Annotated in this window: 24 protein-coding genes, 1 tRNA gene, 1 rRNA gene and 1 riboswitch; of the genes, 4 read left to right on the forward strand and 22 right to left on the reverse strand. The window is 40.9% G+C overall.

Annotated elements, in window-relative coordinates; all coding sequences use genetic code 11:
* A 16S ribosomal RNA gene (locus QSJ46_RS00005) occupies positions 1-80 on the reverse strand; the annotation flags it as partial.
* Between the two features lie 436 nt (positions 81-516).
* A riboswitch (TPP riboswitch) is annotated at positions 517-618 on the forward strand.
* A 96-nt stretch (positions 619-714) separates the two neighbouring features.
* Here QSJ46_RS00005 and thiT point away from each other — a divergent pair.
* On the forward strand, positions 715-1290 hold the full coding sequence (thiT, locus tag QSJ46_RS00010) for an energy-coupled thiamine transporter ThiT (RefSeq protein WP_039180928.1): 576 nt from the start codon (positions 715-717) through the stop codon (positions 1288-1290).
* 240 nt (positions 1291-1530) lie between these two features.
* Here thiT and QSJ46_RS00015 read toward each other — a convergent pair whose 3' ends face one another.
* The 3 genes from QSJ46_RS00015 to QSJ46_RS00025 all read right to left on the reverse strand — a co-directional run bounded on the left by QSJ46_RS00015 (position 1531) and on the right by QSJ46_RS00025 (position 4331).
* Positions 1531-2085 carry a GNAT family N-acetyltransferase gene (locus QSJ46_RS00015; protein WP_047204081.1) on the reverse strand — a complete coding sequence of 185 codons (555 nt, stop codon included), beginning with the start codon at positions 2083-2085 and terminating at the stop codon, positions 1531-1533.
* Between the two features lie 156 nt (positions 2086-2241).
* Positions 2242-3789, reverse strand: a complete 1548-nt coding sequence (locus tag QSJ46_RS00020) for a flotillin lipid rafts scaffold protein FloT (protein WP_047204080.1) — start codon at positions 3787-3789, stop codon at positions 2242-2244.
* Positions 3790-3800: 11 nt separating this feature from the next.
* Complete coding sequence (locus tag QSJ46_RS00025) at positions 3801-4331, reverse strand: NfeD family membrane protein (protein ID WP_047204079.1); 531 nt, start codon at positions 4329-4331, stop codon at positions 3801-3803.
* A 207-nt stretch (positions 4332-4538) separates the two neighbouring features.
* Here QSJ46_RS00025 and QSJ46_RS00030 point away from each other — a divergent pair, with 207 nt between their 5' ends.
* On the forward strand, positions 4539-5018 hold the full coding sequence (locus QSJ46_RS00030; RefSeq protein WP_180272435.1) for a DinB family protein: 480 nt from the start codon (positions 4539-4541) through the stop codon (positions 5016-5018).
* A 40-nt stretch (positions 5019-5058) separates the two neighbouring features.
* On the opposite strand, the gene QSJ46_RS00035 is transcribed toward QSJ46_RS00030, so the two are convergent.
* Both QSJ46_RS00035 and betB read right to left on the reverse strand, forming a co-directional pair.
* A complete protein-coding gene (locus tag QSJ46_RS00035) occupies positions 5059-6267 on the reverse strand; it encodes a choline dehydrogenase (protein WP_285604113.1) in 1209 nt (402 codons plus the stop codon).
* Between the two features lie 27 nt (positions 6268-6294).
* Positions 6295-7764 (reverse strand): betaine-aldehyde dehydrogenase, encoded by a 1470-nt coding sequence (betB, locus tag QSJ46_RS00040; RefSeq protein WP_285604114.1) that lies wholly within the window; start codon positions 7762-7764, stop codon positions 6295-6297.
* Positions 7765-7971: 207 nt separating this feature from the next.
* On the opposite strand from betB, the gene cudC reads away from it, so the two are divergent.
* Positions 7972-8529, forward strand: coding sequence for a transcriptional regulator GbsR (gene cudC / locus QSJ46_RS00045; protein ID WP_047204076.1), 558 nt, complete (start codon positions 7972-7974; stop codon positions 8527-8529).
* Positions 8530-8601: 72 nt separating this feature from the next.
* Positions 8602-8674, forward strand: a tRNA-Ala gene (locus QSJ46_RS00050).
* Between the two features lie 53 nt (positions 8675-8727).
* On the opposite strand, the gene QSJ46_RS00055 is transcribed toward QSJ46_RS00050, so the two are convergent.
* From QSJ46_RS00055 to QSJ46_RS00130, 16 genes are all read right to left on the reverse strand, one after another.
* The gene (locus tag QSJ46_RS00055; RefSeq protein ID WP_285604115.1) at positions 8728-8910 is read right to left on the reverse strand and encodes a hypothetical protein; all 183 of its coding nucleotides are present in this window, start codon (positions 8908-8910) and stop codon (positions 8728-8730) included.
* A gap of 116 nt (positions 8911-9026) precedes the next feature.
* Positions 9027-9830: a peptidoglycan recognition protein family protein gene (locus QSJ46_RS00060; protein ID WP_047204001.1), complete on the reverse strand. Its 804-nt coding sequence runs from the start codon at positions 9828-9830 to the stop codon at positions 9027-9029.
* A gap of 19 nt (positions 9831-9849) precedes the next feature.
* The gene (locus tag QSJ46_RS00065; RefSeq protein WP_019743388.1) at positions 9850-10113 is read right to left on the reverse strand and encodes a phage holin; all 264 of its coding nucleotides are present in this window, start codon (positions 10111-10113) and stop codon (positions 9850-9852) included.
* Positions 10114-10124: 11 nt separating this feature from the next.
* On the reverse strand, positions 10125-10337 hold the full coding sequence (locus tag QSJ46_RS00070) for a BhlA/UviB family holin-like peptide (RefSeq protein ID WP_039180953.1): 213 nt from the start codon (positions 10335-10337) through the stop codon (positions 10125-10127).
* Positions 10338-10373: 36 nt separating this feature from the next.
* On the reverse strand, positions 10374-10517 hold the full coding sequence (locus tag QSJ46_RS00075; RefSeq protein WP_039180954.1) for an XkdX family protein: 144 nt from the start codon (positions 10515-10517) through the stop codon (positions 10374-10376).
* The gene (locus tag QSJ46_RS00080) at positions 10514-10834 is read right to left on the reverse strand and encodes a hypothetical protein (protein ID WP_285604116.1); all 321 of its coding nucleotides are present in this window, start codon (positions 10832-10834) and stop codon (positions 10514-10516) included. The genes QSJ46_RS00075 and QSJ46_RS00080 overlap by 4 nt, the downstream gene beginning before the upstream one ends.
* Before the next feature lie 13 nt (positions 10835-10847).
* A complete protein-coding gene (locus QSJ46_RS00085) occupies positions 10848-11963 on the reverse strand; it encodes a hypothetical protein (protein ID WP_285604117.1) in 1116 nt (371 codons plus the stop codon).
* Between the two features lie 7 nt (positions 11964-11970).
* Positions 11971-12144, reverse strand: coding sequence for an XkdX family protein (locus QSJ46_RS00090; protein ID WP_285604118.1), 174 nt, complete (start codon positions 12142-12144; stop codon positions 11971-11973).
* A complete protein-coding gene (locus QSJ46_RS00095) occupies positions 12141-12470 on the reverse strand; it encodes an XkdW family protein (RefSeq protein ID WP_285604119.1) in 330 nt (109 codons plus the stop codon). The genes QSJ46_RS00090 and QSJ46_RS00095 overlap by 4 nt, the downstream gene beginning before the upstream one ends.
* 10 nt (positions 12471-12480) lie before the next feature.
* Complete coding sequence (locus tag QSJ46_RS00100) at positions 12481-13359, reverse strand: hypothetical protein (RefSeq protein WP_099663589.1); 879 nt, start codon at positions 13357-13359, stop codon at positions 12481-12483.
* A 15-nt stretch (positions 13360-13374) separates the two neighbouring features.
* Positions 13375-13758: a phage tail-collar fiber domain-containing protein gene (locus QSJ46_RS00105; protein ID WP_047203992.1), complete on the reverse strand. Its 384-nt coding sequence runs from the start codon at positions 13756-13758 to the stop codon at positions 13375-13377.
* 11 nt (positions 13759-13769) lie between these two features.
* A complete protein-coding gene (locus QSJ46_RS00110; protein ID WP_285604120.1) occupies positions 13770-14693 on the reverse strand; it encodes a YmfQ family protein in 924 nt (307 codons plus the stop codon).
* Positions 14677-15726: a baseplate J/gp47 family protein gene (locus QSJ46_RS00115; protein ID WP_285604121.1), complete on the reverse strand. Its 1050-nt coding sequence runs from the start codon at positions 15724-15726 to the stop codon at positions 14677-14679. The genes QSJ46_RS00110 and QSJ46_RS00115 overlap by 17 nt, the downstream gene beginning before the upstream one ends.
* On the reverse strand, positions 15719-16141 hold the full coding sequence (locus QSJ46_RS00120) for a DUF2634 domain-containing protein (protein WP_047203989.1): 423 nt from the start codon (positions 16139-16141) through the stop codon (positions 15719-15721). Before QSJ46_RS00120 ends, QSJ46_RS00115 begins: the two co-directional genes overlap by 8 nt.
* 14 nt (positions 16142-16155) lie before the next feature.
* Positions 16156-16422, reverse strand: a complete 267-nt coding sequence (locus QSJ46_RS00125; RefSeq protein WP_047203988.1) for a DUF2577 family protein — start codon at positions 16420-16422, stop codon at positions 16156-16158.
* Entirely contained in the window at positions 16419-17429 is a 1011-nt protein-coding gene (locus QSJ46_RS00130) for an XkdQ/YqbQ family protein (RefSeq protein ID WP_047203987.1), read from the reverse strand. Before QSJ46_RS00130 ends, QSJ46_RS00125 begins: the two co-directional genes overlap by 4 nt.

Consider the following 17429-nt stretch of genomic DNA (forward strand, 5'->3'; position numbering starts at 1 on the left):
CTCCCTTCTGTCCGCTCGACTTGCATGTATTAGGCACGCCGCCAGCGTTCGTCCTGAGCCAGGATCAAACTCTCCGAGGTATGCAGGATGCATATCACACATGCGTTGCTACACGATGTAGCGAACTTAGCATGTGATCATTTCCTGCCTCGTCAGCGTTTGACTGACTACCTATGAAGTATCATAGGATTTTTTATAAAAACTCGAATTAACAGGTACGTTTTGTCTTGTTTAGTTTTCAAAGATCATCTTCGCCGTCTCTCAGAGGCGACTTTATTAATATAACATTCTATCAAGATAAAGTCAACAACTTTTTTCTTAATGTTATTTATCAACCGCGCTGTTTCAGCGGCGAATACAAATATAACACCTTTTGAGAGAAGAAACAAGTATTTTTTCTAAATAATTTATTTTTCCTTATCTCTTCCTATATATTGATACAAATGCTGCTCATCTCGGGAATTGTCTATTGTTGATCCTGCAGGTCTTTAGTATATTTATAATAGATTGAAACTAAATAACCGCAGGGGGAGCTTTGTGCTGAGAGTGAACATTCGTTGTTCTGACCCTTTGAACCTGTCAGTTAATACTGAAGTAGGAATGTGGAATCACTTGGATACATGGTGTATTCAAATCGATATGTTTTTCTATGAATAACATACTCATCCTTACACGGTCTCTCCTTGCTCAATTCATGAAAAAGGAGATTTTTTTATGCAGCAATCAAATCAATTGGTACGACTGATGGAAATCGCGATTATGACTTCACTTGCACTTGTATTAGATTACTTATCAGGTCTCTTTTTAAGAATGCCGAATGGCGGATCTCTTGCGCTGATTATGATTCCCGTCATTCTCATGTCTATTAGATGGGGGATATCTACCGGATTTATCATCGGTGTGTTAATCGCAGGTCTTCAGCTGATGAATAGCCCGATCATCGCTACACCTGTTCAAGGATTCCTCGATTACTTCGTTGCATCTGTTGTCATTTCTTTAAGCGGCTTGTTTTCTGGATTGATCAAAAAAGCTATTCAGGATCAAAAGCGAAAGCAGCAATTTTTCTATATTACCTTAGCTGTTTTTGTTGCTAGTTTCTTCAGGCTACTGACGTTCTTTATTTCTGGCGTCGTTTTCTTTTCTCAATATGCACCGAAAGGAACACCAGGATGGGTCTACTCTTTAATTTATAACAGCACATATATGGTTCCTTCATTTATTATTTGCAGTATTGTTCTTTGTATACTTATCCCAAGTGCATCCCGTTTGGTTTTTCCTCATCAAAAATAACCGGCTGATGACAGCTGGTTATTTTTTTATGCATAATTTGCTGCTCTATGGAATCTATTAATAATAGAAGATTTCATGCTGGAGGTACGACAATGAACCCTTACTCCATTATGCTTTGCTGTTATTTTCTCAGTCTTGCTTATTTTTTGGCAGGTTTCTATGAAGCTTTAAAAATAGCAGGCGTGAAAGGAAAAGTAGAAGCTTCACCGTTTATTTCTTATATGTTGCTTGCTGTACTTTTCACTTTTTTCTCTCATTATTACTGGAAGCTGACGATTTAATTCGTTTTACATGGTTATTCAATCTAGACAACTCCCATCCATACCCTATTTCATTATGGTTCTCGCCAGCCAGCTCGAACTGGCTGGTAACGACAAAACTAGGTTGAAGCTTTTGATAAAATTGTTTCGCCGAATTTTGTTCAAACACCCATAGCAGCATATTCTGATAACCCTTTTCTATTAAATATTCCACTCCTTTTTCCATTAGAGCAATACCCGCCCCTGATTTCTGTTTCTGTTGGAATAAATAGATGGCATATAGCTCTCCATCATATGTAGAATAGCGTTCGTCACGTTGTTTTCCAAAAGTGGCAAAACCAAATACGCCATCCTCATCTTCTGCGACAAACGTGCCTTCAAGCGATCTTTTTCTCCAGCTCTCTTCCCGATCTTCAATGGTTAAACCATCTAAATACTCCTGCGAAATAATCCCTTGATAGGTCGTCTGCCAGCTTTTCACATGAATCTCGGCGATTTTTGGAATATCTTGATGCACAGCATGTCTCACCTTCATCCGCTCCACTCCTTTTAGCTTTTTCCACCTTATCTTCATTATGATAAATTCCTATTACATAGAATTCAATGACAGCCTTTTGTCAGCACATCTTTCAATGGTTAAACCTTCTTCTATAAAAAAGTGACACCTTCTGGTGGAAGGTGTCTTTTGATTTTATTGTTCTATTTGATGATCAGCTTTTTCAATTTTCCTTGGTTGTTTGATTTCATTTGTCAGTTCTTGAATGCTTTGCTTCACATTGCCTTTGCCAGAAAAGTTCTCAATAATTTCTTTCACATCAATTCCAGAGGATGCTTTCAGACTCTCTTGAAGACTAGACATGAGATTTGTGGCATAGCCTGTAACTTTATTGGCACCGCTGCCTTCACCGTTACCGCCTGTATCCACAACAGTAATTTTATCAATGTTAGAAAGTGGTGCAGATACTTGCTTCGCATATTCAGGAAGCATTTTGACAATCATATCAAGGATCGCTGCCTGACCATACTGTTCGAATGCTTCCGCAATTTTCTCTTTCGCTTCGGCTTCTGCAAGTCCTTTTAGTCGAATGACTTCTGCTTCTGTTTCCCCTTTCGCACGATCCGCTTCCGCTTTGGCAAGCCCGTCAATACGAACTTTCTCAGCTTCTGCTTTTGCCATTGCTTCAATGCTATATTTCTTCGCATCTGCTTCAGCAAGACGTTTCGCTTTTTCTGCCGCAGCCGACTGCTCAACAGCATAACGGTCCGCATCTGCTTTCTTTTTCACTTCAGAATCGTATTGACGTTCACGACGCTGAATCTCTTTTTCTTCTAATTCAATTTGTTTCTGACGCTCAATGATTTTGACTTGCATTTCTTGTTCAGTTACGTGCTGACGGTTACGAGCTGTTTCTAAATCGTACGCTTGGTCAGCACTTGCTTTTGCCGTATCCTGTTCACGTCTGAATTCTGCTCTTTTCAGTTCATTAATCTTTTCTGCTTCAGCGATTTCAGTAGCGCGCTCAAGCTCAGATTTCTTCGCATCTTTATCTGCTTCGGCACGTTTGATCCGTGTTTCTTTATCTGCTTCAGCTGTTGCAATATCTGCATCTCGTTTTACTTGGGCAATTCTTGGTTTACCTAGAGATTCTAAATAGCCATTTTTATCACGAACATCTTTGATCGTAAACGAAACAATGACTAGACCCATTTTCGCTAAATCTTGAGAAGCAACTCGTTGTACTTCTTGTGAAAATTTCTCTCTATTTTTATAAATCTCTTCAACTGTCATTGACCCTAAGATGGAACGAAGGTGACCTTCTAATACTTCTCTCGCTTCGTTTTCACGGTCTTCTTTTGTTTTACCTAAAAATTGCTCTGCAGCAGTAGCAATTTCTTCAATCGATCCACCAATTTTTATGATGGCCGTTCCATCCGCCATGACCGGTACACCTTGTTCGGTATAGACTTCAGGGGTTGAAACATCTAGCTTGCTAGATAGTAAGCTGAGCGGCTCTGCTTGTTGAAAGACTGGAAGGACAAAGGTACCACCGCCTCTTACAATCTTAATCTTGTTTCCACCTTCGTCCACGTGGACATTTTTACTTCCTAGATAACTTCCTGTGACGATTAATGCTTCATCTGGACCTGCTGTCCGGTATTTAGAAACAAATACACCAATAAGTGCAATAAGAATGACAAGCACAATTCCAATGATCACTAAAATAGTTGTTCCTGGCATAGAATTCCCTCCTAAATTTCTTCATTTGGTATAACAGATAAGACGCCTTTGTTCACTTCGACAACTAGCACACGGGTTCCATATGGAATCTCCTCTTGGTCGAAACTGACAGCTGGCTTTGAGATTTTCCCGCTATTACTGATTAACAGCACTTCTCCAAACCCGTCTTTTGGAACAGATACAATGATCTCCCCAGTTCTTCCTTTTAAATCGGCCTCCGTATAAGAGAGAGATTCTTCAGCAGAGGAAAGCGGGACTAATACAAATACATTCAAACAGGTCACAAGGATCACTGCGAGGATGGCAGATAATAGTGCGCCAAGTCCACTTCCTACAATTGCTGTTTTTTCAGAGATAAACCCTCCAGCCGAGAAAAAGGTAAGAAATGCGAGGATCAATGTTGGTTGAAGGAATGGAACAGGGATCGCTTCAAACCATCCATCAAATACATCGCCGAAAAAGACGAAAACAAGTGTCAGGATTCCTGATATCATCAATATGTATAAATACAGCGTCTGAAGAGGCAGCCCAAACACATCCATCTTCCTCACCCTTTCTTCATGAAATAAACATCTTTTATTTCATTTAGACCACACTCACCTCCAATGTATTCCTTGTAACAGGTAATACGAACCACTTTTGTAAAGGTTTCATATTTCATCACAATTCTTCAAAGGGATTTTCGGATAGCTCAAGAATGATTGTCATGTACCCTTATGTTAAAATTTGATCTTGAGGTGATGAAGAAAATGAGTTTATTACATGAAGCAAGACAAGAATTGTGGCACGAGCTGCAAGGTTTGAGCGAAGAACAATTGAACCAAAAATTATCTGATGATACTTGGAGTATTCAAGAGGTAGCAGATCATTTAAAGAAAATGGACCTAGTTGCAGCAAAACATCTAGCTGCTGAGGGAAAAAAAGCACCGATCAAAGAATATGAACCAAAGCCGGTGGAAATGGCAGAGGACCGTTCGAAAAAAGCCACTGCGCCTAGTATTGTTGCGCCTGAGCACAAGCATGTGACACCTACACATTTAAAGGATGAGCTCGATACAGCTCGTGAGCAGCTCAATCAAATTTTATCAACATTTACTGAGGAAGATTTCAAACGCGTCATTGCACACCCTGTGTTTAAAGAGCTATCCCTTAAGCAATATCTTGATTTTATCGGCGCACATGAAAAACGCCATATTCATCAAATCAAAGAAATTAAAGAACAACTATAAAACATAAAAAGGACTCCCTTTAGGGAGCCTTTTTTCATTGTTACACTGTTTTAGGTGTTAACTCAAAGCAGCGCGCATAAATCCATTTGTACGCTTTTTCGTTTAGATCTCTTGGGTTTCCAACTGTTTGCGGATCTTTCATCGCTTCTTTAGATAAACGGTCAATCATATCTTTTGATACACCTTGTTCTTCTAATGAAGGAATTTCTAAATCTTCTACTAAATCATACATCCAGTTTACGGCTGCTTTGGCTGCTTCCTCTGTTGTCATTCTGCTTGTATCAATCCCAAACGCTTGTGCAATTCGTGCGAATTTTTCCGGATACCCTTTCCAGTTATACTCCATCACTGGTCCCATCATCGCTGCAACACACTGACCGTGCGCGACAGGAATAATGCCTCCGAGTGTTTGACTCATCGCATGTGCAGCGCCAGCTGATTCACTTCCATAAGAAAGCCCGGCAAGCATCGCAGCTTGTGCCATTCCATATCTGGCTTCTAAGTCCTCGCCATCAGCAAAAGCACGGCGAATATAATGAGCTGCATATTCAATTGCCATGAGCGCTACCGCATCTGTAATCGGCTGAGCAAATTTCATCGTATAGCATTCAATCGCGTGAGCAAGTGCGTCAATTCCAGTCATTGCTGTCACATGAGGCGGCATGGATACATGAAGCTCTGGGTCAATCACTGTAAGATGAGCTGCAATGAGAGGACCACCTGTATTGAATTTGAATTCTCTTTCTTCATCAGTAATGACTGCCCATTGTGTCACTTCTGAACCTGTACCAGCTGTTGTCGGAATAGTAGTTAAAGGCGGGATTCTGTTTTCAAGCGGTTTTTTCCCCTCTGCCGCTTCGTAATCAAGGACTGAACCTTCATGAGTCGCCTCTACTCCGATTGCCTTTGCTGTATCCATTGAGCTACCGCCGCCTACTGCGATTAATCCATTACAGCCTTCTTTTTCATATAAAGCAGATCCTTCGTTCACTAGACGGACTGGCGGATTTGGCTCTACTTTATTAAATAGAACAACATCAATTTGTGCTTCTTTTAATGAAGCAATTACGGGGTCCACCACGCCCGCTTGATAAATCCCGGGGTCTGTTACAAGTAATACCTTTGAAACGCCGTATGCTTTTACTTCTTCCCCGACATGTTTCACTGCACCAATGCCGTGTTTGATGACAGTCGGAATTTCAAATGTATGGAATTTCTGCATGCTTTCAATTTTCATATTTAGTGTCATATAGAATCTCCTCCAAATGCGTAATTTTTATTTAAACCAATGAACTGCTTCAGGTTTTGTATTTCGATATAAATGCTTCAGCTCGGTATATTCCTCAAGTCCCGTGCGTCCTAATTCACGCCCAATGCCTGATTGCTTATAGCCACCCCAAGGTGCTTGAGCGAAATAAGGATGGAAGTCATTGATCCAAACCGTGCCTAATCTTAATTGCCGAGCCACTCTTTCGGCTTTGCTGATATCAGAAGACCACACAGCTCCTGCTAATCCATAAATCGTATCATTTGCCAGCTTGATGACTTCTTCCTCTGTACGGAAGGACTCAACTGTCAGGACAGGTCCAAAGACTTCTTCCTGCACAATCCGCATATCTGACGTGCAGCCTGAGAAAATGGTCGGCAAGTAGAAGAACCCATTTTGCAGTTCCTCTGCGTCAGGTCTTTTTCCACCTGTCTCTAACTTAGCGCCTTCTTCTAAACCGATGCTGACGTATTTTTCTACTTTTTCTCGATGCTCAGCTGAGATGAGCGGCCCGCTCTGGGTGTCTTCATCAAAGCCGTTGCCTAGCTTGATTTTTTTCGTACGCTTCACCAGTTCTTCTAAAAATTCATCATGAATGGATTCTTCCACCAGCAAACGTGACCCTGCTGAACACACTTGCCCTGCATGGAAAAACACAGCATTCATTGCCTGGTCAACCGCTACGTCTAAATCAGCATCTTGAAACACAATATTCGGATTCTTTCCGCCAAGCTCAAGGGCTATTTTTTTCACATTAGCGCTGGCTCCCTGCATAATTTTCTTACCTGTTTCAATACCGCCTGTAAATGAAATCAGATCTACTTGATCATTCACAGCAAGCTCATCCCCAACCGTTGCCCCAGGTCCAAGCACTAGGTTTGCAACGCCTGCCGGAACACCCGCTTCTTCCATGAGTTTAAATACTTTAATTGTGGTGAGTGGTGTGATTTCACTTGGCTTTAAAACAATTGTATTTCCCCCCGCAAGAGCCGGCGCGATTTTCCAGCTTGCTTGAAGCAATGGATAGTTCCAAGGAGTGATTTGTCCGCATACACCGACAGGCTCTCTGATTAATTCACTTTTCGAGTTTGGAATTGGCGATGCAATGATTTCCCCGCCATCTTTATCAGCCAATCCTGCGTAATATTGGAACACGTTCGCAATATCATCCATATCTGCCTTGCTTTCCTCTAATGTTTTGCCTGTATCAAGTGATTCCAATTTGGCTAGTTCATCAAGATCACGTCTAATCAATTCAGCTATCTTAAACACAATATTTCCTCTTTCAAGTCCAGGAAGATTTGCCCAGTCCCCTTGATCGAAGGCTTTTCTCGCTGCTTTAATGGCTAGCTGCGCGTCATTTCTAGATCCTTCGCTGACTGTCGCGATCACTTCTTGATTGAACGGATTGATGATATCCCGCGTGTCGGTACTTTTAGCGCCAACCCATTGTCCGTCTATAAATAGTGTTTGACTCATAGAAGGAACCTCCTCTGATTCTCTTTGGTAAGTTTGTTAAATAAAAATTTAACGTTTTGAACATAATTAACTTATCATGTTCAAATTTTTCTGTCAAAGGGGAGATATGCTTCATTTATTTTGACTTTTTGTATTCTTTCGTTAACATATAGTCCATAAAGATTTTTTTGAACGGATTGAATTCTCTTAATAGAAAGCAGGGACAAAATGAAAAAGCAGGAACAGCCGCAAGCAGAAGATCGTATTTTAGCTGCTAAAGATCTAGTCATTGATTCCATAGCTGAAACGATGGATCTCTATGGCATTACACGAAGTGCAGGTATTCTATATGGGACGATGTATTTAAACGAGGAAATGACACTCGATGAAATGCGTGAAGAGCTGCAAATGAGTAAGCCGAGTATGAGTACGGGTGTGAAAAAGCTGCAAGACATGAATATTGTCAAAAAGACGTTTCACAGAGGCCGAAGAAAACACAGCTTTGTTGCGGAAAAAGACTTTTTTAAGTTTTTCACGAACTTCTTTCCTCAAAAATGGGAACGAGAGGTCGAGGTCAATTTAACGGCAATCGAAGAAGCGCAAGAGCAGCTTCAAGAGGTGGCGCATGATGATCAGCTGGAGGAACATGTAAGAGAGGAAGCGCAGCAGCTCATTGAGCAGCTTGAAAGCTCAAAAGCCTATTATGACTGGTTGAGACGATTAGCCCATTCTGTTCATTCTGGCGAAATTTTTGACTATATTCCGATTGAGCAGAAGGAAAATTAGACGTTGTGTTTACGTTTTACAGCTTGAATTTCACAGGAGGATTGATTATAATAAATTATGTCGTCATACCTCGGGGCATTAGCTCAGCTGGGAGAGCGCTACGCTGGCAGCGTAGAGGTCAGCGGTTCGATCCCGCTATGCTCCATACGAAAAACCATTCTTGAGAAATCAAGGATGGTTTTTTTATGTACATATCTCTTATGCTTGTTCTTTGTTTTTTCGTATTCTTAATAAAATTATGATGCGGTATGTAATCACAGAAAGATAAGTTAAGATGAGAATGATTGTATAGGACACAGGAAAACCGCTCGTCATTCCGTGATAAATGAAATAGATGAGTAGCACTGACAGCATGATGATCTGGAACAGTTCTTTTTTCATTTTTCCCTCCTCTCATGATAGTGATTTGGTTGATTATATCACATATGATGTGATTTTTTGTTAGCTATCAGCAAGGAAGCATTTCCTCACTTGCTGATAGCTCTTTTTAAAGATCGTCACTTCTTCAGCAATTGTTCGATTTTGTTCTTCGTCTTCGGTCCGTAAATTCCGTCTGCAGCTAAGCCGTTCATAAGCTGAAACCGTTTGACCGCATTTGCCGTTTTTGGTCCATAATAGCCGTCAATCCCGTTGTTTTTTGCCCCTTTGTCTGGGTAAAAATAGAGGGATGATAAGGCTTTTTGCACGGCAGTGACTTGAGGGCCTTTTGTTAAGGGCTTGGTTACTTTTAAAATGCCAGATGGCAGGTTTGACGATTTCTGTTTGGAAACGGGTGCTTTGTGGCTCAAGCTTTCTGCCTGAACTGGTTTTCTTGTGCTTTTGCTGCCGGTATGCGCTGTGGCTATGCCAGCTTTAAACTGATCCCATCGTCCGAGAAGTTTCCTTGGACACTCTTTCCCGCTCCAATGTTTATGAGGCACTACATTTGATAAAGGAATCCCCAAATCTCCTATCAGCTTGCGAATGAGCCATTGGGCATTTTCGACTGCTTGTTCAAAGTTACCGTCTGCATTTTCACAAATTTCAATTCCAATTGACTTCATATTGCCGGTGCCTCTGCCATCCCCTGCGTGCCAGCCGTTTTCGTTTAACGGTAAATGCTGATAAATCACCTGATCATCAACAGTGTAATGCCAGCTGACACCGGTACTTGAACGTGCAACAAACGCTGCATGACTGGCAGCATTAGCACCTTTTGCACTATTTGACGTATTATGCACTGTAATATAGAGCGGCTTCATTGTGTTTCCTGGTCTGTTGCGATGTTGTTTTGGGATCAATGCTTGAATGATTTTCACCATGTCGTTTCTCCTTCAAGTATTATTTTGTTAGCCCTCTTTGTTTCAGAGCATCTTTTTGTAATTGGCCTTTGTAGGTCACATAATTGTTTTTAAACCAAGCTATTACCGCTGTGACCATAGTGAAAATCGTAGAACCTGCCACATAAAGTGCTTCACCTGCGGTTTGTACTTGCTCCTCACTAATCGGTAGCACCGTTTGTCCAAACATGACAAGCGTTTGATTGATCAGAGCAATAAAAAGAAGCACTGTGCGAATTACAGTGCCTTTGTCGAATGTTTTCATGATTTTTCCTCCTATTTTAAATTTCGTTCTATTTTGTCGAGTTTGTCGATCACGACGTCATACTTTTCACTAAACTTTGCTAACACATCATTTTGTGCCTCGATTTGTGCATTGAGTTTATTTTCTCGTTCTTTTGTTGTGTTGAGAACATAAAACAGAATCCAGCAAAAGAGAACAGCAAATGGGCCTTGTGTCATTAAGTTTTGAATGACATCTACTTCCATTGGAATCACCTTCTTTCCGGCAAAAAAATAAAGCCATTAGGCTTCGTATATTTCTCCAGTTATATCTTGATAGTCGTCTGCCGAGATCCAGCCGATGCTTACATAAAATGCAATGTCCTCTGGGCCGTAACACTGCCAGTCCCAAAATTGTTTGATATCTGCTACAGTTGGAAACATCATTCTGATTCAGCTCCTTTAAAGATAGCAAATAGCTGTGTTAATTGTTTTGATAATAAAGCATTTTGTTTCTTTAAAAGTTCTATATCACTTGGCGGGAGAGGAGCTGATTTTAAGCTATCTATATACTCTTGTGTCGCTGATTCATACCATTGTTGTTTTTCCACATCAAAAGCTGCTTTATAAAAAGAAGGATTATTGGGTGGAGCGATTGTTGTGCATTGATCTGGAATGACATAATTACCTTCATCATCCCTTTCGAACACTTCGATAGGTCTGACCAATTCATTTTGATGATTGTATTCATAGGCTTGTATCATCTTTATCACTTCCTTAATTTAATGGGACGACTGTGTCTAAATAGTAGCCAGTTACTGCACTGTTATTCACTGCATGTAAACCGGTTAATTTTAGCTCTCCTGTCTTATATATATATAATTTACTATGACCCGTTGTACCTGATACTGGTACTGATACTACTATGCCTTTATCAGGCAATCCAGTAATTGGAATTTTCCCGCAGATAACTTCTCTATTTGCTACTAGATGACCTCTCAACAATAATAAGTTTCCCCATTTAGCATATTGAACCGGTCTGTCACCAATAGAAGAACCATTGTCTAATGTGACATTTAGCCACTGAACATTTTCAAAATCAGCATCAGATATTAATCTTCGCCAGCCCTGCCAGCCTAAATTTAAATCTAGATAATTTGTAAAGACGTTATTACGATAATCTACAGCAATCACCCATCCAAAAGTCCCTTTGTTATTATTATCGGCAGATGTAAAGTGATAAAAACCACGTGCCGATAAAGCTGAAGGATTGTCCTGTACCCCAGATGGAGAATAAAATGTGCCAAATGTTTTTCCAGTTTGAGTAATTTTATCGAACAAACTCTCTGTAGCTCCTACAGATACACGAACTCCACCCGTATCATTTGTAATTTTGATTAGCTGACTGCCATTCCATTTATTTAAATCTTCTTTACTCGGAAGTGGTGTCCAAGTAATAGTCGTATGACCAGAATTGTAATAAAAACTGTAAGCATTCCCTGCTATGTCTACCGCAAAGCCTGCCCCAATATTATTTTGACCTACTATTTGCATACCTCTCAGTGAAGTATTTGACGATGATGGAGAATCTTGGACTCCAGAAGCTGCGTAAAATGTACATGTTCCTTTATCCTTAATTGCATCAAATATTTTTGAATCTGGTGAAACATTGATAAGCTGCATACCGTTATCTGCAGTTATTTTATAGATTTGTGAGTCATTCCATTTTTTCTTTTCTTCTTCAGACGCATGTACTCTCCCATCATTTGTATGTTTTAAGAGCTGCTCTAATAGTCCAGTATCATTTTCAAGTAGTACTTTGACCATGTCATTAAACAGATCTGCATGCGCTTTATCATTCACTTCAAAAGCTTTTGGTTCTTTTATTTCCATTCGACTTTCACTCCCTTGCCTTGAAATTTGATTCAATCTCTTGCAGCTGCTCTAAAGTGAGTATCCTTTGCTCGTATCCTGCATTTAGATCTTCCATAGAACAATCACCTAATTCAACTGCTTCTTTGACCAATTCAGGTGTCACCCATTGGAAATATAATGCCATGACCCAATAATTCATGTTTCACCCTCTCCTTTACTGAAAAGGATCTCATTTTTTAGCGCTTCTAGTTCGTTTGTTAGAAGATCACATTTGTGTTCAAGCTGTTTCCTCATCAACTTTTCTTTTGCTACTTCTTGTGCTAGATAATCTAGTGGAAGAGGTGGTTGATACCTCGGATTGGCTTGTGATTCTTCCCACCATTTTTTTAATTCTTCTGCCGTTGGCTTTGGCACGTCTAGATGCCACTCACTTATATATGAACCGTCGCCGTCATTTCTCAGTTCAAAATCCTTTTGCGGATCCGCATCAGGGTATTTATACTTAATAGCTTCATATAAAATCATCAGAACCCTCCTATACTCTCGGGAAATTTCGGCCGCCTACTTCTGTAATGTCAAAATAGTTGTACCAGCCTGAGTTATCTGATATATAACGACTAACGTCTCCGTCATATCCTGCATACATATAAATTTCTAAATAATCCCCTTTATTAGCCGGTACATTGGCAGAACCATAAAGTCCCATACTAAAACTCAACGTATCAGATGGGCTTGTCGGACTTTGTCTTTGATGTGAAATATTTTTATATCTTTTTCCATTTAAATAGATCGATAATTCAAAGTTTGCATACCGTTGAAAGCTTTCAATATACACACCTGCATTCACTGAATACATTCCGTTTTCAGGACAGATGAAGCGATTATTTTTGATATCAAAATTGTTATGACTGTCTTTTATCTTTCGATTAAAAAGGACTTTTTGATACTCTCCTTTGGTTAATAACTGCTTCCCAGTTGTACCTATATTGGCATGACAGAACCCAGAGAGCTTATGCCAGTCGGTCCAACCGGATCCAGTCCACCAGTGACGACACCACGTACCTGTGCTATCAAAATAACTTCCTGCTTCGTTTCCAGTCCCATAGTAATATTGAATAAATCGAAAGTTACTATATTTTTCATTTTTCACAAAGCCGAATCTTGTAGGGTATCCCGTATCATTGGCTTGACCAATATCCATAAATGTAATCCCTATTGGATATTCCTCGCCGCTGATTGTCGCATCTTGAATGGCTTGATCCCCTGTTAGCTTGAAGAAGCTTTCATTTGTGATCCCTGCAATTTGTTTACTCAGCGCATGATCATTCTCTACAAGTGTGTCGACCATCTGGTTAAACAAGTTGGCATGGGCTTTGTCAGTGGTTTCAAACGGTAAAGGTGATTTTATGTCCACTTCATTTCCCCTCCATTAATAAATATCATCAATCTCAAAAACGAATTCAATGTCGCCGTCTTTTTGTTTGTCTGTCATAGTGCGGATGGCGGTGAATTTGCCGTCTTCGTCGACAAGTGCTAGTTCGTTGATCACTTCTCCTGCCAGTTCTCCTTCAGCGATCGTGCAGGTGTAGCGGATTTTTGCTGGCTCCATGAAGGTAAATGAATCAATATTTTTTTGGACTAGTTCCTTTTTAAGTGCTTGTTCGGTACCGTCGAGAGAGATCGGTTTTCCATCCTTCGTTCCCCCATTTCCAAATGCCATTTTGACGACTTTTGTGAGTTTTGTTCCTTCTGCTCTTGCCTTTGCCATTTGTTGTCGTGCATACAGTGTTGTTACGGTTAATTGATCAGCCATTGTGATCCTCCTTATAGCTCTATTTTTTTAGAAGTTGCTGCGAGCATTTTTGATCCATCCAGCGGAACAGATCCATCAAGAATCCAGTAACGATCCTTGATTAGTAAGCTTCCACCCTGCTCAGTTTGGACATGTACTGGCAGACGGAACGTCACCTTCTTTTTGGTTTGATGCTGAAGCTGATTTTTTGTGCGTAAAGTCAATGCCGTTCCTTGCTTCGTTTCATGTACCGCTCCAGTCATGACATAGTTCATGCGATGTGCTGTTTCTGACTGATGTTGAAGCCGCATTCTCATGTTTAATGAATGTCTAAAACGAGCAGGCACATCCGTTGTACCTCGTGTTCCACTGAGATAAAACGTACCATTTAAGACAAATTCACCATTGAGTAAAATCGGGATATGATCGAAAAAACCCACCCTGCTGCGCAGTGTGAGCCTCACGTGATGATCATTTTTTTCATGTACGTCAGTATGATGAAAAGCAGTGAACGTATAAGCCAAGTGAGCAGGCTTTAACGTTTCAAGAATTTCTACAATATATCTCGTGTTTTGCAGATCATCTAGATTCACACGTAAGGCGAAGTGATAACGATTGGTTGTGAGACGGATGACAGCACTTGGATTTTTGAGAAAGCGATTCACTGATTTCTCTAATGAAAGATACGTGATTGGCGGAATATTTGACATCATATTGAGTAAGCGTGCTCTGCGCAGTTCAATTGAATCATCTGATTCCCGCTGCACCTTCAGCATTCTTTCCCATCTGTTCAATCCCCATGTCGCTGTTAAAGGAAAGAACTGATCCGTTAAGTCGAAAATAGATTCGTCCAATTGCTCAAATTCCGGTGCCTCTGTCTTGAGCAGGTGATCCACTTCATAAATTTCTGTAAAATATGGCGGCAAATAGTTTTTCATTTCATCCTGTTTGCTCAATAACCTTCACCTGCCTAAGACGCGGAATCTCAATGTCCTGTAATACTAAGTTTTTCGACTCTCCATTCAATAACACATCTGCATAATCTGACACACTTTCTGAATGATACAGAATATCATTTAAGGCGGACATTCGAATGGTACTCTTTTCAAATGCGATTGATTTCAACAACGTCTTGACCTTTTCTTCTATTTCTTTCTGAGCTCCTTCAAGGGTCCAGTCCATTTGAAGTTCGACAGCCACTTCTATGTCGATATCCAGCCATTTGGCGCTTTCAACGGTTGCTTTTGAGCCTATAGGCGCTTGTCCTTCTCCTTCACCTGGCTCTGGGTCGATATATTCCTGTACCCTTTTGACAAGAAGGTCTGATGCAACATCTAGATTGCCATCTGTGATAACAATTTTGACCGTCCCTTCTCCGTTCCAAAGCGGGAACACCTTCGCTCTGCCAACACCGGCTACTTCCTCAGCCCATTTTTTATAATGCGCCCTGTTGGCACTGACAGCCTCTCGCCTCGCACGTATTAAATATCGATCGTATAATGAAGCGTCATCTTCCTCCTCTTGACCAGGTATGACCAGTTCTTTCATCGTAATCGATTCAAGTCCTGGAATTGTATCAAGTGACAGCAGCGGCTGATCTGTTAATTGAACATTGCCTGCTTTACCAGGTGTCTCACATTCTAGCGTGCCATCCTTCGAATACTGGAAATAAACGTCTTCAATAAAAAAACGTGAGCCATCTGGAATATTGATATTCTCTGGCTGAATGGCCGCTGACCAAACCGCTTTAGTGGCTGGTTTTCTTTCAATTCCTACTTCAGCAGCCCGCCGATCTAGAAACTCTCCTCGTGCTGTATCTGCAAAGACCAGCTCAAACACTTGATCAAGCCAAATATAGGATTGGGCCAGTTCAGCAGCAGCAGGTGCCAAGGCATTCCAAATCACGCTATTTTCTCTTTTATCTATATCATCTGGCAGTCTGTCCAGCATTCTTTCCATTAATGCTTCGTACGTCTGTTCCTCAAACATCGCCCTCCATCACCTCCTCTATTTCTATTGTTCCCTCATCTGTGACAATAGCTAATTTGACATGAAACGATTCATTTTGCTTTGTGACCTCTAACTCTTCAATATGATCAATCCGCTCGTCAACGAGCAGTGCCTCCTCTAGCAGCCTTGGAATCTCCATTTCTTTGTATTCATCCGTGGCTTCTGTATCCGTCAACAGCTCCTGAATTTCTGTTCCAATGTCGTGGCTGTAGATAGGATGTGCGTACCGCTCTGTCCTAAGTGTCATATAAATAAATTGCCGGATTGCTTCAATACCTGAAATGGTTTCGCCTGTCAGTCTGCCAGTTTCAAAATCTATTCGATACGTCGTCGAGGTTTCGACCTCTTCGTCTTCTTCTATTTCCTCGATTTCTTCCTCTGGTGAAAGTGCCACGTTCATCACCTCCCTTACAATTTGTCGATGATGTAAAAGGACTGCCCTCCTGCCATTGCAAGCACCATAATACTGTCTCCTCTTTTCAGCTCATCATCCTCACCCTTATTTAAGCGCTTCGGCCAAATCAGTAATTCTTCTGGAATGGTCAGCTTACGATTCTCATTTAATCGGATGCTCAGCGGGGAAACTGCCGTGACTTCTCCAATGACAAGATCGATTGGAGATTCTGCGTCTACTGCATTCACTGCCAATCGTTTAATTGCTTCACTTAATCTCACGCTTGATCACCCTTTGGCATTGAATTTTTCTCAACAACATCAATGGTCATGGTGTGTTTCACCCCACTAAATTCATGTTTGTCTTGATCGATCCAGTAAGTTTTTTTTACGTTGATTTCGGGAATTTTCAAATAGATTGGGAGACCGCTTTGCAGCTCAGGAATTCCTAGCGCTTGGATGCTTTTGACTTCTTGTTTGACGCCTTTTTTCTCTGCCAGCCGTACTTTGGCTCTTTTTTGCAGCTGCGGCTGGTTGATTTGCCCCGTGACTGTCTCAACATGCTGTAAAATACCATATTTATTCTGACCGGCTTTATCCTGTTCAATCACAACAATCTCGGATTTACTGCCTTTTTTCTTATTTTTCCCCTGTTCATCAGCAGACGTACGCATCTTGACACGAGTGGCTGTCTCTTCAATAGAGGTACTGTATTGATAGCTAATGAGATTGATGCCTGATTCAATGACCCATACGTCCTCTGGATCAGGCCAGGCTCTCAGCCCCATCTTGCCTTTAGCAGAATAGATTTGATAGTTTCTTCCCGTCTGCCGCTTCGTTTCTTTTAATGCTTTCAATATCATGTCATACAGGCTCGTATCATTTTTAAAGACTAGTGATTTGATGACATGTCCTGTATTGGCGATGGAGGTCATTGGAATTTGAAAGTCAGCTCCAATCCGCCTTAAGATTTGATCTGCTCTTTGATTTGAAAAAACATAGACATCTTGGTTTTTCACCAAATATTGAAGCATATCGTATGCGGTAAAGGTCATCTTCCCTTCAACAGGTGTCCGGGAAAAAACGATGCCTCTAAAAAGCTCTTTTCCTTTCCATTTAAAAAGAACCGTGTCCCCTTCCGAGACACGGTAATAAGTTTGACTGCCTTGCTTTGTGATAATATTTGCCTGAATTGAGCGAGGGGCTTGATACCTTTGCCCCTGAAGTGTCACACTCTCTGTGACAAGCTCATACATGGTGCCGCTTCTGATGGCAAAAAGCTCGATCAA

This window comes from Bacillus sp. YKCMOAS1, assembly GCF_030268125.1.
GTDB lineage: Bacteria > Bacillota > Bacilli > Bacillales > Bacillaceae > Bacillus > Bacillus safensis.